The organism is Streptomyces sp. NPDC026500, assembly GCF_055567635.1.
The window spans coordinates 20,187-36,162 of the sequence record NZ_JBVHQB010000037.1 but is presented as its reverse complement, the minus strand read 5'-3'; the positions used below and the strand labels follow the sequence as shown (position 1 = coordinate 36,162).

The following is a 15,976-nucleotide window of genomic DNA, read 5'->3' as shown; positions in this document are numbered from 1 at the left end:
GGCTCCCCGGCCTTCTGGGCTGACGGGCACCTCGGCGGCCGGACAGACCTGTTGTTCGCCCTGCTGGCACGCCGTACGGAATCCCGGCAGCCCAGCCAGTCGGGGCGACCCTCCCCCGGGGTCGACGGGTGCCCCGGAAGGCGACGAAGACGTTGCCGCGCCGGCCGACGCGCCTTCACTTTCGCTCCGTGTTGGGAAACACGTACTCGTCGAGGACCAGGCCGACGGCGACGGCCGCCGGGATGGCGACGAGGGCGCCGATGATGCCGAGGAGCGCCCCGCCGATCAGCACCGCGAGGACGGTGACCAGCGGGTGGACGTCGACCGCGAACTTCATGGCCCTCGGCACGATGAGGTAGTCCTCGGCGACCCGGAAGAGGACATAGAAGACCGCGGTCGCGATCGCGATGGGCAGGGACACGGACAGCGCGACGAGGCTGACGACGACACCGGCCAGAGTGGAGCCGACGATCGGGATCAGGTCCATCAGGGCGGTGAAGATGCCCAGGGCGGCGGCGTAGGGGACGCCGGTGCCCGCGCACCAGGCGAAGGTCGCCAAGCCGGCGATCCCCGAGGTGACAAGGTTGCCGAGCATGAACTTCCCGATCCGGTTCATGATCTCTTCGGCCACACCCTCGACGCGTTCACGCCGGCTCGCGGCCACGAAGCGGTAGCAGAACTGTTTGATGGCCGGCAGGGCCGCCATGCAGTAGAGGGTCACCGTGATCACGATCGCCGTTGACGTGAGGGTACTCAGGACCCTCTGGCCTGCGCCGAGGACACCACCGGCCAGCCCGGTCGCTCCGTTTCCCGAGCCGATCTGCTGCTTGGCCTTCTCGACCAGGTGGTAGCGGTCCTCCAGACGGCCGATCGCCGACTGGTGGTCGTGGACCTGTTGCAACCAGCCGGGCACCGCGTCGACCAGTGCGGACATCTCCTTGGCCACCGGCGGAATGACCAGAGCCAGGAACCCGCCGAGCACCACGACGAACCCCGTCAGCACGATCGCGACGGCCCAGCCGCGCCGCAGGCCCCGGCGCGTGAACCACACCACGAGCGGTTCCAGACTGATGGCGATGAACACGGCCAGCAGCAGCAAGGTCAGCATCGAGCTGACCCGCAGAACGGTCTGAACGGCGATCCACGCCAGACTCGCTCCCAGGCCCAGACCGAACCCGACCGTCACCCACGACCGTCCGCGCCCGTCGCGTGGATGTCGACGCGGCGGCTCCGGAGGCGCCTTCCCCCACGTCTCGACGACGTCCGCCGGGCCGGAGCCGAAGCCGTGTACGCCCGTCCCTTCCACCGCACCGCGCTCCTGCCGAACGGACTCGGGCTCGGGCCCGGACTGCGCAGACATCGCGACGCCTCTCCTCGACTGCCTCGAACAGGCGTGGCGCGTGCCAGTCTGGACACGACTGAACGCCTTTCGCCCTGTGCCGTCGCCCACGAGCGGTTCGTCCGAGACGCGTTACGGCACCGGTCCGGGTACCCAGGGACTGCGCTCGTACCGCGTCCGTGCCCTGTCCAGCGCGTCGTGAGCCGACCGGGCCACCCATATGGTGAACGCTTGGCCGACATTCGATCCCTTGAAGCGGGAGCCGAACTCCGTGACCGATCTCGATCCCTTCACCGGCCTGCTCGATTACCCGATGTACATCGTGACCGCGGAGGCCGGTGAGGAGAGAGCCGGCTGCCTGGTGGGATTCGCCTCGCAGTGCTCGATCAGGCCCGCCCGGTTCATGGTCTGGCTGTCCAGAGCCAACCGGACGTACCGGGTGGCCGAGCACGCCGAACGGCTCGCGGTCCATCTGCTCCGCCGCGACCAGCACCGGCTGGCACTGCTCTTCGGCGGCGAGACCGGCGACCGTACGGACAAGTTCACCGACATCCCGTGGCACCTGGGACCGGGCGGATCACTGATCCTCGACGAGGCCCCCGCCTGGTTCGTCGGCCGCGTGGAGAACCGGATCGACGGCGGCGACCACGTCGGTTTCCTGCTCGCTCCGGAGGCGGCGGAGAATCTCGCGGGCAGCCGCACCCCTCTGCTGACGCTGAACGACACCCATGACATCACCCCTGGCCACCCGGCGAACTGAGCAACCCCTCTTCCCGGGCTAACGCAGTCGCCTGCGCCGTATCACCGCTCCCAGACCCACCACCGCTCCCGTCGCGGCGGCCGACACAAGCCCGCGGTGTCGCGCAAGTGCCGCCTGGGCCGAGCGGGGGTGGGACGTCTCATCGAAGGAGCCGTGTGCTCCGTAGTCGTGTTCCGGGGCTTCGTCCGCGGGGTGCCAGAGGTTGGCCGTGCGGGTGCCGGGTTCGCTGTCGTCGGTCTGTTGGGACGCGTAGCCGGTGCGCGCGAGGTAGCGGTCCAGCAGGGCGGGGGCCAGTTTGTTCGCGAGGATCGTCGCGGCGGTGGACGCGCCTACGTAGTACTGCTTGCGGTGCGGATGGTCCGCTGCGTTGACGACGGCCCTGGCGGCCACCTCCGGCTGGTAGATGGGAGGTACGGGCTGGGGGTGCTTCGGCAGCCGGGACAACACCCAGGAGAACTGTGGGGTGTTGACCGCCGGCATCTGCACCACCGTGACACTCACGTTGCTGTGTTGGTGCATCAGCTCGGTGCGGACGCTCGATGTGAAGCCGTTGACGGCGTGCTTGGCACCGCAGTACGCGGACTGCAGGGGGATGGACCGGTCGCCGAGCGCCGAGCCGACCTGCACGATCACGCCTGCGTCGCGCGGGATCATGCGCTGGAGGGCGGCCCGGGTGCCGTGCACGAAGCCCAGATAGCTCACCTCGGTGACCCGCCTGTACTCGTCGGGCTCGATCTCCATGAACGGCGCGAACACCGACGTGAAGGCGTTGTTGACCCAGACGTCGATCGGACCGAAGGCTTCCTCGGCGGCCACGGCCGCGGCCTCGACCTGTGCGGGGTCGGCCATGTCGGTGGGCACAGCGAGGGCACGGCCGCCCCTTTCCTCGACATCGGCGGCCGTGGCGTCGAGGCCCGCCTTGCCACGCGCGAGGAGAACGACGTTCGCGCCACGCTCGGCGAAGAAGCGTGCGGTGGCACGGCCGATGCCGGCGCTGGCCCCGGTGATGACAACGGTCTGCTGGCTCATGCTCGTCCTGTTCGTCTCGGAAGGCGACTTCGGCCTGTTCATCGTGACTCCCTTCCTGTCCCGGTCCACTCCGTCCGGTACTTCTCCGCCTGGTCGGCTCGGAGGGCCAGGCCGTGGCCGGGTGCGCCGTCGGCACCCGGCAGGATGGTGCCCCCGCGCGGGTCGAGGGTTCCGTCGAAGAAGAGGTCCCCGATGCGCGTGTGGTCGTGGAACCACTCCAGATGGCGCAGATTGGGAATCGCGGCAGCCGCGTGTGCGTGCACGTGCGGGGCGCAGTGTCCGGAGAGTTCCAGTCCGGCGGCTTCCGCCAGGGCTGCCGTGCGCAGCCAGACGGTGATTCCGCCGCAGCGGGTGGCGTCGGCCTGGAGGCAGTCCACGGATCCGGCGCCGAGCATGTGCCCGAAGTAGGCGAGGGTGTAGCCGTATTCGCCCGCGGTCACCTCGGGTGCGACGGATGCCCGGACCTGCGCCAGCCCGGCCAGGTCGTCCGAGGAGACGGGTTCCTCGAACCATGTCACGCCGTGCTCGTCGAGGTGGCGGGCCATCCGGATCGCCTGCTTGCGGCCGTACGCGCCATTGGCGTCGGCGTAGAGCTCCGCCGCGTCGCCGATACTGCGCCGAGCCTGCGCGATCCGCTCGCGGTCCCGCTGCTCGGCGCGCCCCCAGGACTCCCCGATTTTGATCTTCACCCGGGGGATTCCCTGTTCCTCGACCCAACCGCGCAGTCGGCGACCCAGCTGGTCCTGGTCGTACGTCGTGAAGCCGCAGCTGCCGTACATCCGCACGTGGGTGCGGCTCCCGCCGAGCAGCCGTACCAGAGGCAGGTCGAGGAGGCGGGCCTTCAGGTCCCACAGCGCGATGTCGACGGCCGAGACGGCGCCGGCGATCAGACCGGGCCGGCCGGCGTTGCGGACCACCCTGTTCATCGCCTCGGCGGCGGCGGGGACGTCCCAGACGCACCGGCCGGTCACGACGTCGGCGAGTTGCCGCTCGATGACGTGGGCGGTCGCCGCCGCGCCGTAGGTGTATCCGAGTCCTGTGGCGCCGCCGCCGCTGACCTGGACCACGATCATGGTGGTCGAGTCCCAGGCCGGCGTGCCGTCGCCCTCCGGGGTGTCGGTGGGGACGGTGTAGACGGCGGTCTCGACCCGGTCCACGAACGGTTCGCCGTCGACAGCGGTGTGCAGCAACTCACCTTCTCCAGCGGCGCCCAGGGGGTGGTCGGCGGCGCGCGGGGTCATCATTCCTCCGGCTTGTCCTGGCGCTTCTTGCCGCCAGGGAGCATGTCCTGCACCTTCGCCTTCAGCCCCTGCCGGATCATGCCGGTCCGGTCGCTGTCGCCCTTGATGACGGCGGAGGCCGCGGCCTCGATCTGGTCGAGGTCGGCATGCGGCGGGATCGGCGGTACGGCGGGGTCGGTGCGGAAGTCGATGACGAACGGCCGGTCGGCGCCGAGCGCCCGCTGCCAGGCGTCCTCCACGTCTCCCGGCTTCTCCACCCGTAGCCCGCCGAGGCCGATCGAGCGGGCGAAGTCGGCGTACGGCACGTCCGGGAGAGACTGCGAGGGCAGGAACTGCGGGGCGCCGGACATGGCGCGCATCTCCCAGGTGACCTGGTTGAGATCCTGGTTGTTGAGGACGGCGACGATCAGCCGCGGGTCCTCCCACTCGGGCCAGTACTTGGCGGAGGTGATGAGTTCGGCCATGCCGTTCATCTGCATGGCTCCGTCGCCCACGATCGCCAGCGCGGGACGATCGGGATGCGCGAACTTCGCGCCGATGACGTACGGGACCCCCGGCCCCATGGTCGCGAGGGTGCCGGACAGGGAACCACGCATGGCGCCGCGCATCCGCAGGTGCCGTGCGTACCAGTTGGCGGCGGAGCCGGAGTCGGCGGCCAGGATCACGTCGTCCGGCAGGAGTGCGTCGAGCGCGTGCACCACGTACTCGGGGTTGATGGGGTCCGCGTCCACGGCCGCACGCCGCTCCATGACCTCCCACCAGCGGGCCGTGTCCTTCTCGATCTTCTTGCGCCACTTGCCGTGCTGCTTCCGCTTCAGCTGCGGCAGCAGGGCCTTGAGGGTCTGCTTCGCGTCACCGACGAGGTTGACCTCGAAGGGGTAGCGCAGCCCGATCATGAACGGGTCGATGTCGATCTGCACGGCGCGGGCCTGGCCGAACTCGGGCAGGAACTGCGTGTACGGGAAGCTGGAGCCGATGACGAGCAAGGTGTCGCAGTCCCGCATCAACTCGTAGGAAGGACGGGTGCCGAGCAGCCCGATCGATCCGGTCACATACGGCAGATCGTCCGGCAGGGCGTCCTTGCCGAGCAGTGCCTTGGCCACGCCGGCGCCGAGCACGTCGGCGATCTCCTGCACTTCGGCCCTGGCACCGCGCGCGCCCTGCCCGATCAGGATCGCGACCTTCTCGCCCGCGTCCAGCACCTCGACCGCGCGAGCGAGGTCCGACGCGGCCGGGACCGGCGCGGAGTGCGTCAGGCCGAGGCTGGACGGCACCATCTTGAAGGCATGGGTCGGCTCCGAGTAGGTCAACTCCTGTACGTCGGCGGGGATGATCACTGCTGTCACCGTGCGCCTGGCGTACGCGGTACGCATGGCCCTGTCGATGACGTTGGGCAGTTGCTCGGGGACGGTCACCATCTCGCAGTACTCGGAAGCGACGTCCTTGTAGAGGCTGAGCAGGTCGACCTCCTGCTGGTAGCTGCCGCCCATGGCACTGCGGTTGGTCTGTCCGACGATGGCGACGACCGGAACGTGGTCGAGCTTCGCGTCGTAGAGACCGTTGAGGAGATGGATCGCACCAGGGCCCGAAGTCGCCGCGCAGACACCGACCTTGCCGGAGAACTTGGCGTAGCCGACAGCCTCGAACGCGGACATCTCCTCGTGCCGCGACTGGACGAACTTCGGCTTGTTGTCGGATCGTCCCCAGGCCGCGAGGAGGCCGTTGATACCGTCGCCGGCGTAGGCGAAGACGTGGTCGACGTCCCATTCGCGGAGCCGCCGGAGAACGTAGTCGGACACCTTGATGGACACGGGATTTCCTCTCATCGCGCTGATTGCCGGTTGCGGAACCAGTGGGTCCCGGCCGCTGCCGCTCCAAGGGCGCAGGCTGCGGCGCCCGCGGCCAGCAGGCGGCCGTCACGGGCGGAGCCCTCGGGCCGGTCGGCGAGCTTCTCGGGGTGATCGGCAGGCAGGTGTTGTCCGTCCATGGCAAGTGCGAGTGCCTCGGCCAGATGCAGGGCACGCCTGCCGGTGTCGCCCTGTTCGATCTGGGTACGGCAGCTGAAGCCGTCCGCGAGGACCAGTGCGCCGGGGGCGGTGTCCCGTACGGCGGGCAGCACCCCTTGCTCCGCCACGGTCATGGACAGGTCGTAATGGCCCTGTTCGAAGCCGAAGTTGCCGGCCAGACCGCAGCAGCCGGCGTCCAGGACGCTCGCGTCGATCCCGGCGCGCCGCATCAGTTCGCGGTCGGCGTCGTCCTTCGTCACCGCGTGCTGGTGGCAGTGGGTCTGCACGATGGCCGCCCGGGTGAGGGACGGGGGCTGCCAGCCTTCAGGGGCGTGGTTGAGGAGTTGCTCGGCGAACGTCCTGAACTGCGCGGCCAGGCGCCGCACATCCTGGTTGTCGGGCATCAACTCGGGGGCGTCTGCGCGAAAGACGGCCGTGCAGGACGGTTCGAGCCCGACGACGGGTGTGCCGGCCTCCAGCCATGGCCGCATGACGTCGAGTGTGCGGCGCAACACCCTTTCGGCGGTGGCGAGTTGGCCGGTGGAGATCCAAGTGAGGCCGCAGCACACGGCGCGGGTCGGGACGGTGACGTGGAATCCGGCGTCCTCCAGGACCCGGACCGCGGACTTCGCGACGCTCGGGTGGAAGTAGGTGCTGAACGTGTCCGGCCAGAGCACGACGGTGCGCGGGTCGGACGGATCGGGTTCCGCACTCCCCCGCGCCTGCCACCACTGCACGAAGGACTCCTCGGCGAAGACCGGCGCGTCGCGTTCCGCGGCCACGCCCGCGAGGCGCTTGCCGAGGCCGGCAACGCCGGGCGCACCGAGCGCGGCGTTGACAAGTCGCGGGGCGATCCGCGCTATCCGCGCCCAAACCGGCAGCCAGCCCATGGAGTAGTGCGCCGCCGGCCGCAGCCGTCCCTGGTAGTGGTGGGACAGGAACTCGGCCTTGTAGGTCGCCATGTCGACCCCGACCGGGCAGTCGGACTTGCAGCCCTTGCAGGCCAGGCAGAGGTCCAGGGCGTCGCGGACCTCGGTGGAGCGCCAACCGTCCGTGATGGCGGAGTCCGCGTGCCCGTCGAGCATCTCGAACAGCAGGCGGGCGCGCCCGCGCGTGGAGTGCTCTTCCTCGCCGGTCGCCCGACAGGAGGGGCACATAGCGCCGCCTTCGTGCGTACGGCAGTTTCCGATGCCGACGCAGCGCAGCACGGCCCGGTCGAAGGAGTGCTCGTCGTCCGGGTAGCTGAAGTGCGTGTCGTGGCTGTCCGGGCGCCACAGGGGTCCCAGGCGCAGGTTCTCGTCCACGCGATGCGGGGCTACGACCTTGCCGGGGTTCATCCGGTTGTCCGGGTCGAACAGGGCCTTCACCTGCCCGAAGGCGGCCACCACATCCTCCCCGAACGTGCGCGGCAGCAGCTCGCCGCGTGCCTGCCCGTCGCCGTGCTCACCGGAGAGCGAACCGCCGTAGGAGGCCACCAGGTCCGCGGCCCGGAAGAGGAACTCCCGGAAGTTCGTGACGCCTTCGGCGGTGGTGAGCTCGAAAGGGATGCGGGTGCACACAGCCCTGCCCGAAGTGCCCGTACAGGGAAGGGTGGTCGTAGCCGAAGTCGGCGAAGAGCTTCTTCAGGTCGCGCAGATAGTCGCCGAGAACCTCGGGTGCCACGGCCGAGTCCTCCCAGCCCTCCCAGGTCTCCCGGCCGTCCGGCGGGCGCGCGGTGACGCCGAGGCCGGCCTCGCGCGCCTTGAGCATCTTGCGTTCGCGCGCCGGGTCGTCGGAGAACGCGACCGTGGGACCGTCCTCGTCGCGTCCGAGCGCCCGGATCAACTCGCGGCCCCGCTCATCGACTTCGTTCTGGCTGTCTCCGGTGAACTGGACAAGGAGCCAGCTCTCGCCCTCCGGAAGTTCGCGCAGCGAGTCAAGATAGGCGTCTTCCTCGCGCATCAACTGGGCCATCCGCCCGTCGAGGGCCTCCAGCTGGGCCGGACTGCTGTGTTCCAGCAACCGGGGCACATCGTCGGCCGCCGCGCAGATGTCGTCGTAACCGAGGACAAGGAGGGCTTCGCACGGCGGGAGCGGTACGAGGTCCAGTTCGGCGCGCAGGACGGTGACGAGGGTGCCCTCGCTGCCCACCAGCGCCCGCGCGACGTCGAATCCGTTCTCGGGCAGCAGCGAGTCGAGGTTGTATCCGGACACCCGGCGCGGAATACGGGGGAATCCGCGGCTTACGTCCGCCATCGTGCGGTCGATGATCTCCCGCAGCCCCCGATAGATCTCGGCCCGCCGGCCGCCGGCCGCGATGATCGCGGCGTACTCGTCTTCGGAGGTGGGGCCGACCCAGCAGCGGGTGCCGTCGTAGGTCAGGATCTCCAGGCGCCGGACGTTGTCCACGGTCTTGCCGTACGCCTGGGCGGACCCGCCACACGAGTTGTTGCCGATCATGCCACCGATCGAGCAGTGGCTGTGCGTGGACGGCTTGGGGCCGAACTGGAGTTTTTGGTCGTCCAGTTGGCGGTTGAGTTTGTCGAGCACGATGCCCGGTTCGACGACGCAGGTGCGTTGGTCGGCGTCGATCGACAGCACGTTGTCGCAGTACTTCGTCCAGTCGATGACCACGGCGGTGTTGGTGCACTGGCCGCCCAAGCTCGTCCCGCCGCCTCGGGACAGCAGGGGTGTCGCGAATTCGGCGCACACCGCGATGGCGTCAGCACCGGCGTCGATCGTGCGCGGGACCACGACCCCGATCGGGACCTGCCGATAGTTCGAGCCATCCGTCGCGTAGGCCCCCCGGCTGCCCGCGTCGAACCGCACCTCGCCGTCCACCCGCTCGCGGAGCGCCTTCTCCAGGGCACGTGTGTCCAACACGGTCTCCGATCCACGTGCCTCGATCACCATCGGCTCCCCTCTACGAGCGCCCGGACGCGGAGGGCCACTCGGATGCGGTAGACGGGTTCCCGGCGAACGGGGCGGCTAACGTCCGACCGGAATAGACCGGTGCCGATGCTCGGTCACCTGAAGTCCTTGCGGATCTTGGCGAACTCGGTGCGGGAGGCTTCGCGTAACGCCTTCAGCCGTCCGGCTTGCGGCTGGTGACCCAGCGTGTTCGATGTCCTACGACGCTGTTCCCGCGGCCGTGTTCACCAACCCGCAGCTTGCACAGGTAGGACGAAGGAGCCGAGCCGGAAGCGTACCCCTGTGTCGCCCATACGTGGGGCGATGCCCGCCGGGACCTCGTCGGCGGACTGGCCGTCCGGAGGACGGGATTCCCTATCGCCGTTCTTGGGGAGCCACGTACAAACGCAGCCGTGCCTGCCCTGCCGCGGGGCTTTCCATGCCGGCGCGCCGCCCCTCCTGGGAGCGCGTCATCGCGCCCGAACCATCTTCGGAACAATCGGAGCGGACAGACTCGGTGTCGGGAGTCTCTTTGCCGTCGCGGGTGATCTCCGAGGCGGTGGTGTTGCCGTAGGACAGCGAGGCGCTTTCGGTGACATCAGGGACAGCCCGTGAGTCGGTCCGGGACCGTGCGCCCTGGTCAGGCTGGTTGACGACCTGCTGCCAACCTCCGTCTTCGTCCCACGCGATGCCGTAGTGCTCGTAGAGGCGGTGTTCCTCGTCCACCGTGAGGAAGCCCCCGGCGTCGACGTCGACATGGGGGGCGTCTTTGACGGTGGCCTCGACGCAGGAGACCTCCAGGTGGTCATCCACCATGGTGGCCTCGCGAGTGGGGACGAGGGACTCGCTGGTGCCGAAGAGCCCAGTCTTGACGCTGACCCACTCGGGTTCGCCGGTCGCGTCGTCAAGGAAGACATGCTTGGTGTCGCCGATCTTGTTTCCGTCGACGTCGTACACCGGATGGTCCAGCACGGCGGCAATCTGCCCTTGAGTGATCATCCTGGCCTCCTGTCTCCCTCGGGCTATCGCGTAACCATCAGAACGACACGGAAACCTATTAATACGAACAATTGCTCTTATCATGCATTTTGCACGGTCGAGGTCATCCGCGCCATGACCGGCCACAAGGTGCGCCCCCTGCCTGTCATTGACGGACACGACCTGGTGAGCACGGTCGCCCTCGCGGACGCAGCCCGCGCCCTCCCGGCCGGGGCCGGGGACGAGCGATGGAAGGATCGCAGGAGCAGAACAGTCGGTCTTGGGCGAAGGCTCGAACATGGATGCGCGGGGCGTCGTATGAACCAGGCTCTGCATCCTGCTACGTCCTGCGGAGTTGATGCCCGCCCGGCCGGAAGTCGACGTCAGTCACGGCGTCGTCTCTGTTCTCTCCTCTTCCCGGGAGCCTCCTCCTCGTCGTTCGCCCCCTCCTCGTCCTCGTTCGCCCCTTCCTCATCCTCCGCCGCTTCTTCGCCCTCGTCCTCGTACGCCGAGTCGGCGCCTTCCTCGGTATCGCCTTCGCCTTCACCTTCGCCTTCACCTTCGCCTTCGCCCTCGGGCTCTTCACCCTCGGATTCCTCCTGCTGAGCCTCTTCCTCTTCCACGGCGTCCTCGTGGGACACGACGACTTCTCCGTCGCGGATTTCGCCGCGCCAGCCCTCGGGTTCCTCGTTGGTGAGGGTCACGTATCGCTGGAAGTTCTTGAAGTCCAGCCGCATGCGGCGTCCTTGCGCCCGCCAGATGTTGCCCGTCTTCTCGAAGAATCCCGACGGGTAGTACTCCACCACCAGCACGATCCGGGTCAGGGTGGGCGCCAGCTCGTGGAAGCTGACCGCGCCGCGCGTGGTCCCCTTGGCTCCCTTCGAGGTCCACACGATCCGGTCATCTGGAATCTGTTCCTGGACGGTCGCTTTGAAGCTGCGCGACGAAGGGCCGACTTTGACCTTCCAGTCGCTCCCACCCTCATCGTCCTTGGAGACGTCGCGAACGCCCTTGGCGAAGCTGCTGAATTTGTCGTACTGCGTCCAGTAGTCGTAGGTGTCCCGGAGCGGCACTCCGACGTCGAGAACCTCGATGATGTTCATGACCTTGCCGCCGCTGGCCTTCCGCTTCCCTTTGCCGCCCCCGAAAGCGCTCTTGGCCTTTTCCACGACGTTGTCCTTGACGCCCTTGGCCTTCTCCGACACGAACGCCTTCAGCGGTGAGTCGCCCTGGAGGATGCGGGACCCGATGGCGGGAAGCGAGCCACCGTTGTCTGCCGCATCGGTGAGCTGTCCGGCGACGTCCGTCAGTTTGTCGCCGGCTTTCTCGGCAAGGTTCTCCACCTGCGCGGACACGAACTTGGACAGTTCCTCACGGAGCTTGTCCATGCCCGACGTACCCTCTGCCGACTCGTCCGTTTCCTTCTCGGCCATGGCTGCCTACCTCCCACGACCGGCGCGCTTGGACGCTGCTCGCTTCGATGACGTCGTCTTCGAGGCAGCGGACTTCTTGGCCGGAGCGGTCTTCTTCGCGGCGGTCTTCTTGCCGGGCGCCGTCTTCTTCGCCGGTGCAGTCTTCTGTGCAGTCTTCTTGGCCGCCCGAGGCTTCTCCCTGCCGGCGGGAGCAGCCTTCTCGCGTGCCGCTGGCGTCCCGCGGGACCGATCCGATGGCGAACGGCGACGCCTCCGCGACTTCGCTTCTGGTTCGCCTTCCGGTTCCTCTTCCTGGTACTCGCCTTCCGGCTCTTCCTCTTCCTCGGCCTGGTCTTCCTCGTACTCGGCCTCAGGCTCTTCTTTCTCAGGCTCTTCTTCCTCCTCGTACTCCGCGTCCTCGCCCTCGTCCTCCGGCGCCTGATCCTCCTCGTCCTCCTCCTGATCCGCCTTCTCCAGGAGTCGGGACGTGCGGTCGCTGAGGGTGTCGGCCAGGACGCTCATGCCCCGGTCGGCGGCGGCGCTCATGGCCTTGCGGCCCGCCTCCAGCACTTCCCCGCGCAACTGCTCCTGCAACTCGGCGACTTGCGGAATCTCCCCCAGCCTGCGCATTCCCTCGGCGGCGAGCTGGCGAGGTTCGAGACCGAATCGCCGGCCAGCCAGATAGGTCGCAATGGACAGGGCCATCCGGCCCTTCTTGGTGCGGCCCAGCGCATAGCCACCCACTACCGCAGCCGCGAGAACCACCTTTTCCTTGTCATCCATGACTGTGTCACCTTCGATCACTCAGGGCGCGAAACAGGCCCGTTCGACATACAGCCGATCGAGCAGCCGCTCCCCTTCTCGTTCGAACTCCTCCAGGCCGATCTCTCGGTCTTTCAAGTCCCGGGTTCAGCAGAGCCAGATGGGCCTACAGCACTCCCGGGTCGTGCAGCCGCGTCCGTTCGTTCGGAACATATCGCCGCACTGGGCAGTGACCGTTTCGAGACGGACTCGACCCCGATCAGCACAAAGAGGTCCGCTCGCAGGCAATACGCATGCCGCACCACTGCGTGGATGTTCGACGGAACGCCGCTTGCCCGGGGCGTAGTTGGGCCTCCGCCAGTCAGCCGGCGCTCTGATGCGCCGACAACTCGCTGGCGATGGCGTCCTCTTGCTGCTCGTACTGGGAGAGTGCAAGGCCAAGACCGAAGAAGGTGGGGGCCCATTCGCCGATGTAGATTCCCCAGCGGTCGGCCCGGGCGATGTCGATGCCGGGCTCTATCTTCAAGGAGCCTGCCCAGGCGACGACGGTGAGGCCTATGGATGCCATGGCGGCCAGGTACGCATGTTCGCTGCGGATACCCATGTCATGCATCTTCTTGATGATCACGATGCGCTCCGTTCGCTAGTCCTTTGACGGACTACCCGGACCATCTAGACCTATTCGCACTATTAGCCACAAAATGTCCACTTGCACGTAGTTCATGGGCCGGCGCACTGCGAGTTCGTCGCGACGCTCTCAGAACTCGATGACCGGCAGTTCGACCCACCTCGCACAAGCCCACCCGGTGCACCCATGATCAGCGAGCGGTCCGAACGCCCCAGGCTGGGAGCGGGCTGCCGGAAGGCGCACCAATCGGGCCTTCCGTCCGGTCGGATGTCGGCGGTCCACCCGGCTCGGCGAGCTCCGGCCCCGAAGGGCTGCCCGCCTCATACGCGCACGTCTTCATGCCAACGCCTCCGACTTCTCAGTCCGGGTGGGGGCTCTGCAGGTCGACGGTGTCAGCACGCAGCGCCCGGATGCCGGACCGGCTCCGGTGAAAGGGCCCGCCCGCCGAGAGGGCGGGCCCTTTCACCGGAGCCGGTCCGTGCTTCAGCGCTTGTCGTGCTTGCCGCGCATGGAGTCCTTGGCGTCGTCCAGGGCTTCCTTCGCCTCGCCCTCCGCCTGGTCCATCTTCCCCTCGGCTTTCATCCGGTCGTTGCCGGTGGCCTTACCGACCGTTTCCTTCATCTTGCCCTTGGCCTTGTCCATGCCGCCCTTGCCAGCCATGCCCTGCTCCTTGCATAGGAAAATCAGTGACAGTGACAAACTAGAACGGAAATACGCATGTCGCTCGGCAAACGTTGCGCTCACGGCCGACTGCGCGGATCCGCTCCCGCCACCTTATGGCGGCGGGTCCGGGACCAGCTTGCGCCTGCCGGCCGCGGCGTCGGACCCGCCGCTGCGAGACGCCCAGAGGGCCGCCCAACGCGGTCACGACTCGAGGGACGAACGTTGCCGCTGTTCGTTCTCGCGTCTTTCGTGGGTGCGGCGGCCGATGTCGGTGACGCGGTCGGCCAGGGCCGGGTGATCGGCACGCAGGTGGGGGCCCGCATCGGAGAGGGGGCCAAGGAGTTGGGCCGGGTCGCTGTCGCCGAGGGCGGCATGGAGAGCGGTGATGGCGCTCGTCGCGGTGCCGGGGAGGTCTGTCAGGGCGGTGATGGTCCCGGCGAGCCGGCGGAGTGCGGCGGCGTGGTCGTGGGCCCAGGCAGCTACGGAGCGGTCTGCCGCGCGCCGGCCGCGGGTGGCCTGCACCCGCTGTTCCTTGGTGGCGCCCGCTTCACCGGGACGCACGCGCAGGTAGCGGCGTTCGGCGGCCTGGCGGCTGGAGACGCCGAGCGGGTGGGCCAGATCGGCCCAGCTCGCGCCCGCCTGCCGCGCCGCTTCGATCAGTCCCGGCTCCCAGCCGGCCAGCTGTTCACGAACCTGCCGCAGGAGGAGCAGTGCAGCGAGGGCACCTTGGGGATCGTCGGGTGCGGCGGTCCTTGCGGACTGTGCGGTCTGCAGGGCCTGCGCGAGGGCCTCGAGGGCCGTGACCGTCGCCGCGAACGATTCCGGCGCCGGAAGTTTGCCGCTCACTCTCCCCTCCTCTTCAGCATCGTCATCTTCTGGATGACGTTTTACTTGTCGTCGTTTGGATGACATGTTACAACGGTGTCAGGTGAAGCGCATTGGCAGCAACTGCCTGAACTCATCTGGAGGTGTATCCCGTGTTGATGCGCACTGACCCGTTCCGGGAACTCGACCGGCTGGCCCAGCATCTGATGGGTCCAGGAACGTGGTCCCGCCCGTCCGCGATGCCGATGGACGCCTACCGAGACGGCGACCAGTACGTCATCGCCTTCGACCTGCCGGGCATCGACCCCGACGCCCTCGACATCGACGTCGAGCGGAACATGCTCACCGTGAAGGCGGAGCGACGCCCGCTGCCGCGTTCGGAGAGCGCCCAGACGGAACTGGCCGAGCGGCCTCTGGGTGTCTTCTCCCGCCAGCTCGTCCTGGCCGACGCCCTCGACACCGAGCACATCTCCGCGGACTACGAGGCCGGCGTCCTGACCCTCCGCATCCCGATCGCGGAGCGGGCCAAGCCCCGCAAGATCAGCGTGCGCGGCACCGGCGAACGCAAGGTACTCGACAGCTGATCCGCCGGTCACACGTCCGCCGGTCGGGCCCAGGACGGTTCGCCCGCAATCCCGCCTGGGCCCCGGCGGCACCGGCCCCCTCACTCCACGCCGGACAACCGACCTCCGCGAAGAACAGGGTTCACACGGAACAGCCGCTCTCCCGCAGGAAGACGGTCACGCAAGGAAAGCCGAAGCCCTCATGACTCTTCTCTCTCCCCCCGCGCCCCCTCCCCCAACGGCAACCGTCACCTTTGACCAGCTGCTGGAAAAGGTGCGCCACGACGGCGCCTACCCCACCCGCCGCCACGCAGAACGCGTCGTACGCCGAGTGCTCGAAGCCCTCGGCCGCCAGTTGACAGGCACCGAGCGGATGGAACTCGCCGCTCGCCTCCCTCAGGAAGCAGCCTGCCACTTCTCCTCGCAGCCCCCTACGAGCAGCCCGCTGACCGGCTGGGGCTTCGTGAAGGACCTCGCTGAGCGAACCGGCGGCACCCCGGCGACGACCCGTTGGGACACCGGATCGGTCCTCGGCGCCGTGGGTCGCATCGCCGGTGACGACCTGACCGCCCGGATCATCGGACAGCTCCCCGACGGCTACGCCCTGCTGTTCGGACGGGCCCAGCTCATCCGGGCCGCCTGACCGCCCGGTGCCGGTGTCGGCACCCAGAACGCAGCGCACATGTCCGCGGTGCGCTGCGTCGTGACCTTGCCACCGTTCGGCCGCAGCGGGAGCACATCGAACCCCAGCCATGCGCCCTTTCTTGGTCGCAGTGCCGTCGCGGGCTGATGACGTAGCCCCTCTGTTCATCCGTCGCGAAAGCGGAGTCGGCACCAGCAGCACAAATCCCGGCAGCCGACGGGCTGCCGGGATCAGAAGT

General features: G+C 68.3%; 13 protein-coding genes and 2 pseudogenes. 4 read left to right on the top strand and 11 right to left on the bottom strand.

Annotated elements, in window-relative coordinates; translation table 11 throughout:
* Window positions 1–175 precede the first annotated feature (175 nt).
* Entirely contained in the window at window positions 176–1,360 is a 1,185-nt protein-coding gene (locus ACZ4N5_RS39830) for an AI-2E family transporter (RefSeq protein WP_467761860.1), read from the bottom strand.
* A gap of 250 nt (window positions 1,361–1,610) precedes the next feature.
* On the opposite strand from ACZ4N5_RS39830, the gene ACZ4N5_RS39825 reads away from it, so the two are divergent.
* Window positions 1,611–2,099: a flavin reductase family protein gene (locus tag ACZ4N5_RS39825; protein ID WP_467761859.1), complete on the top strand. Its 489-nt coding sequence runs from the start codon at window positions 1,611–1,613 to the stop codon at window positions 2,097–2,099.
* 18 nt (window positions 2,100–2,117) lie between these two features.
* On the opposite strand, the gene ACZ4N5_RS39820 is transcribed toward ACZ4N5_RS39825, so the two are convergent.
* From ACZ4N5_RS39820 to ACZ4N5_RS39800, 5 genes and pseudogenes are all read right to left on the bottom strand, one after another.
* Entirely contained in the window at window positions 2,118–3,128 is a 1,011-nt protein-coding gene (locus ACZ4N5_RS39820) for an SDR family oxidoreductase (protein WP_467761858.1), read from the bottom strand.
* A gap of 38 nt (window positions 3,129–3,166) precedes the next feature.
* A complete protein-coding gene (locus tag ACZ4N5_RS39815) occupies window positions 3,167–4,372 on the bottom strand; it encodes an enolase C-terminal domain-like protein (protein ID WP_467761857.1) in 1,206 nt (401 codons plus the stop codon).
* Window positions 4,369–6,195, bottom strand: a complete 1,827-nt coding sequence (locus ACZ4N5_RS39810) for a thiamine pyrophosphate-requiring protein (protein WP_467761856.1) — start codon at window positions 6,193–6,195, stop codon at window positions 4,369–4,371. Before ACZ4N5_RS39810 ends, ACZ4N5_RS39815 begins: the two co-directional genes overlap by 4 nt.
* Window positions 6,192–9,267 (bottom strand): annotated as a pseudogene (locus tag ACZ4N5_RS39805) (FAD-binding and (Fe-S)-binding domain-containing protein). Before ACZ4N5_RS39805 ends, ACZ4N5_RS39810 begins: the two are co-directional and overlap by 4 nt.
* 372 nt (window positions 9,268–9,639) lie before the next feature.
* Complete coding sequence (locus tag ACZ4N5_RS39800) at window positions 9,640–10,263, bottom strand: PRC-barrel domain-containing protein (protein ID WP_467761855.1); 624 nt, start codon at window positions 10,261–10,263, stop codon at window positions 9,640–9,642.
* A gap of 114 nt (window positions 10,264–10,377) precedes the next feature.
* Between ACZ4N5_RS39800 and ACZ4N5_RS39795 the strand changes: the two are divergent.
* Window positions 10,378–10,470, top strand: a pseudogene (locus tag ACZ4N5_RS39795) (CBS domain-containing protein); the annotation flags it as partial.
* 155 nt (window positions 10,471–10,625) lie between these two features.
* Here the strand turns inward: ACZ4N5_RS39795 and ACZ4N5_RS39790 are convergent.
* The 5 genes from ACZ4N5_RS39790 to ACZ4N5_RS39770 all read right to left on the bottom strand — a co-directional run bounded on the left by ACZ4N5_RS39790 (window position 10,626) and on the right by ACZ4N5_RS39770 (window position 14,553).
* Window positions 10,626–11,675 carry an SRPBCC family protein gene (locus tag ACZ4N5_RS39790; RefSeq protein ID WP_467761854.1) on the bottom strand — a complete coding sequence of 350 codons (1,050 nt, stop codon included), beginning with the start codon at window positions 11,673–11,675 and terminating at the stop codon, window positions 10,626–10,628.
* A 6-nt stretch (window positions 11,676–11,681) separates the two neighbouring features.
* Window positions 11,682–12,437 (bottom strand): histone protein, encoded by a 756-nt coding sequence (locus tag ACZ4N5_RS39785; RefSeq protein WP_467761853.1) that lies wholly within the window; start codon window positions 12,435–12,437, stop codon window positions 11,682–11,684.
* Window positions 12,438–12,777: 340 nt separating this feature from the next.
* Window positions 12,778–13,044 carry a hypothetical protein gene (locus ACZ4N5_RS39780; RefSeq protein ID WP_467761852.1) on the bottom strand — a complete coding sequence of 89 codons (267 nt, stop codon included), beginning with the start codon at window positions 13,042–13,044 and terminating at the stop codon, window positions 12,778–12,780.
* 483 nt (window positions 13,045–13,527) lie between these two features.
* Window positions 13,528–13,704, bottom strand: a complete 177-nt coding sequence (locus ACZ4N5_RS39775) for a CsbD family protein (RefSeq protein WP_425874020.1) — start codon at window positions 13,702–13,704, stop codon at window positions 13,528–13,530.
* Window positions 13,705–13,908: 204 nt separating this feature from the next.
* Entirely contained in the window at window positions 13,909–14,553 is a 645-nt protein-coding gene (locus ACZ4N5_RS39770; RefSeq protein ID WP_467761851.1) for a type III effector protein, read from the bottom strand.
* Window positions 14,554–14,684: 131 nt separating this feature from the next.
* On the opposite strand from ACZ4N5_RS39770, the gene ACZ4N5_RS39765 reads away from it, so the two are divergent.
* Both ACZ4N5_RS39765 and ACZ4N5_RS39760 read left to right on the top strand, forming a co-directional pair.
* The gene (locus ACZ4N5_RS39765; protein WP_467761850.1) at window positions 14,685–15,116 is read left to right on the top strand and encodes an Hsp20/alpha crystallin family protein; all 432 of its coding nucleotides are present in this window, start codon (window positions 14,685–14,687) and stop codon (window positions 15,114–15,116) included.
* 181 nt (window positions 15,117–15,297) lie between these two features.
* Window positions 15,298–15,738, top strand: a complete 441-nt coding sequence (locus tag ACZ4N5_RS39760) for a DUF2267 domain-containing protein (RefSeq protein WP_467761849.1) — start codon at window positions 15,298–15,300, stop codon at window positions 15,736–15,738.
* Window positions 15,739–15,976: the final 238 nt, after the last annotated feature.

What these genes read in the sequence shown, in the direction of transcription:
- ACZ4N5_RS39830 (WP_467761860.1), bottom strand. Translation starts at nt 1,360, where the DNA reads ATGTCTGCGCAGTCCGGGCCCGAGCCCGAGTCCGTTCGGCAGGAGCGC.
- ACZ4N5_RS39820 (WP_467761858.1), bottom strand. Translation starts at nt 3,128, where the DNA reads ATGAGCCAGCAGACCGTTGTCATCACCGGGGCCAGCGCCGGCATCGGC.
- ACZ4N5_RS39815 (WP_467761857.1), bottom strand. Translation starts at nt 4,372, where the DNA reads ATGATGACCCCGCGCGCCGCCGACCACCCCCTGGGCGCCGCTGGAGAA.
- ACZ4N5_RS39810 (WP_467761856.1), bottom strand. Translation starts at nt 6,195, where the DNA reads ATGAGAGGAAATCCCGTGTCCATCAAGGTGTCCGACTACGTTCTCCGG.
- ACZ4N5_RS39800 (WP_467761855.1), bottom strand. Translation starts at nt 10,263, where the DNA reads ATGATCACTCAAGGGCAGATTGCCGCCGTGCTGGACCATCCGGTGTAC.
- ACZ4N5_RS39790 (WP_467761854.1), bottom strand. Translation starts at nt 11,675, where the DNA reads ATGGCCGAGAAGGAAACGGACGAGTCGGCAGAGGGTACGTCGGGCATG.
- ACZ4N5_RS39785 (WP_467761853.1), bottom strand. Translation starts at nt 12,437, where the DNA reads ATGGATGACAAGGAAAAGGTGGTTCTCGCGGCTGCGGTAGTGGGTGGC.
- ACZ4N5_RS39775 (WP_425874020.1), bottom strand. Translation starts at nt 13,704, where the DNA reads ATGGCTGGCAAGGGCGGCATGGACAAGGCCAAGGGCAAGATGAAGGAA.
- ACZ4N5_RS39760 (WP_467761849.1), top strand. Translation starts at nt 15,298, where the DNA reads ATGACTCTTCTCTCTCCCCCCGCGCCCCCTCCCCCAACGGCAACCGTC.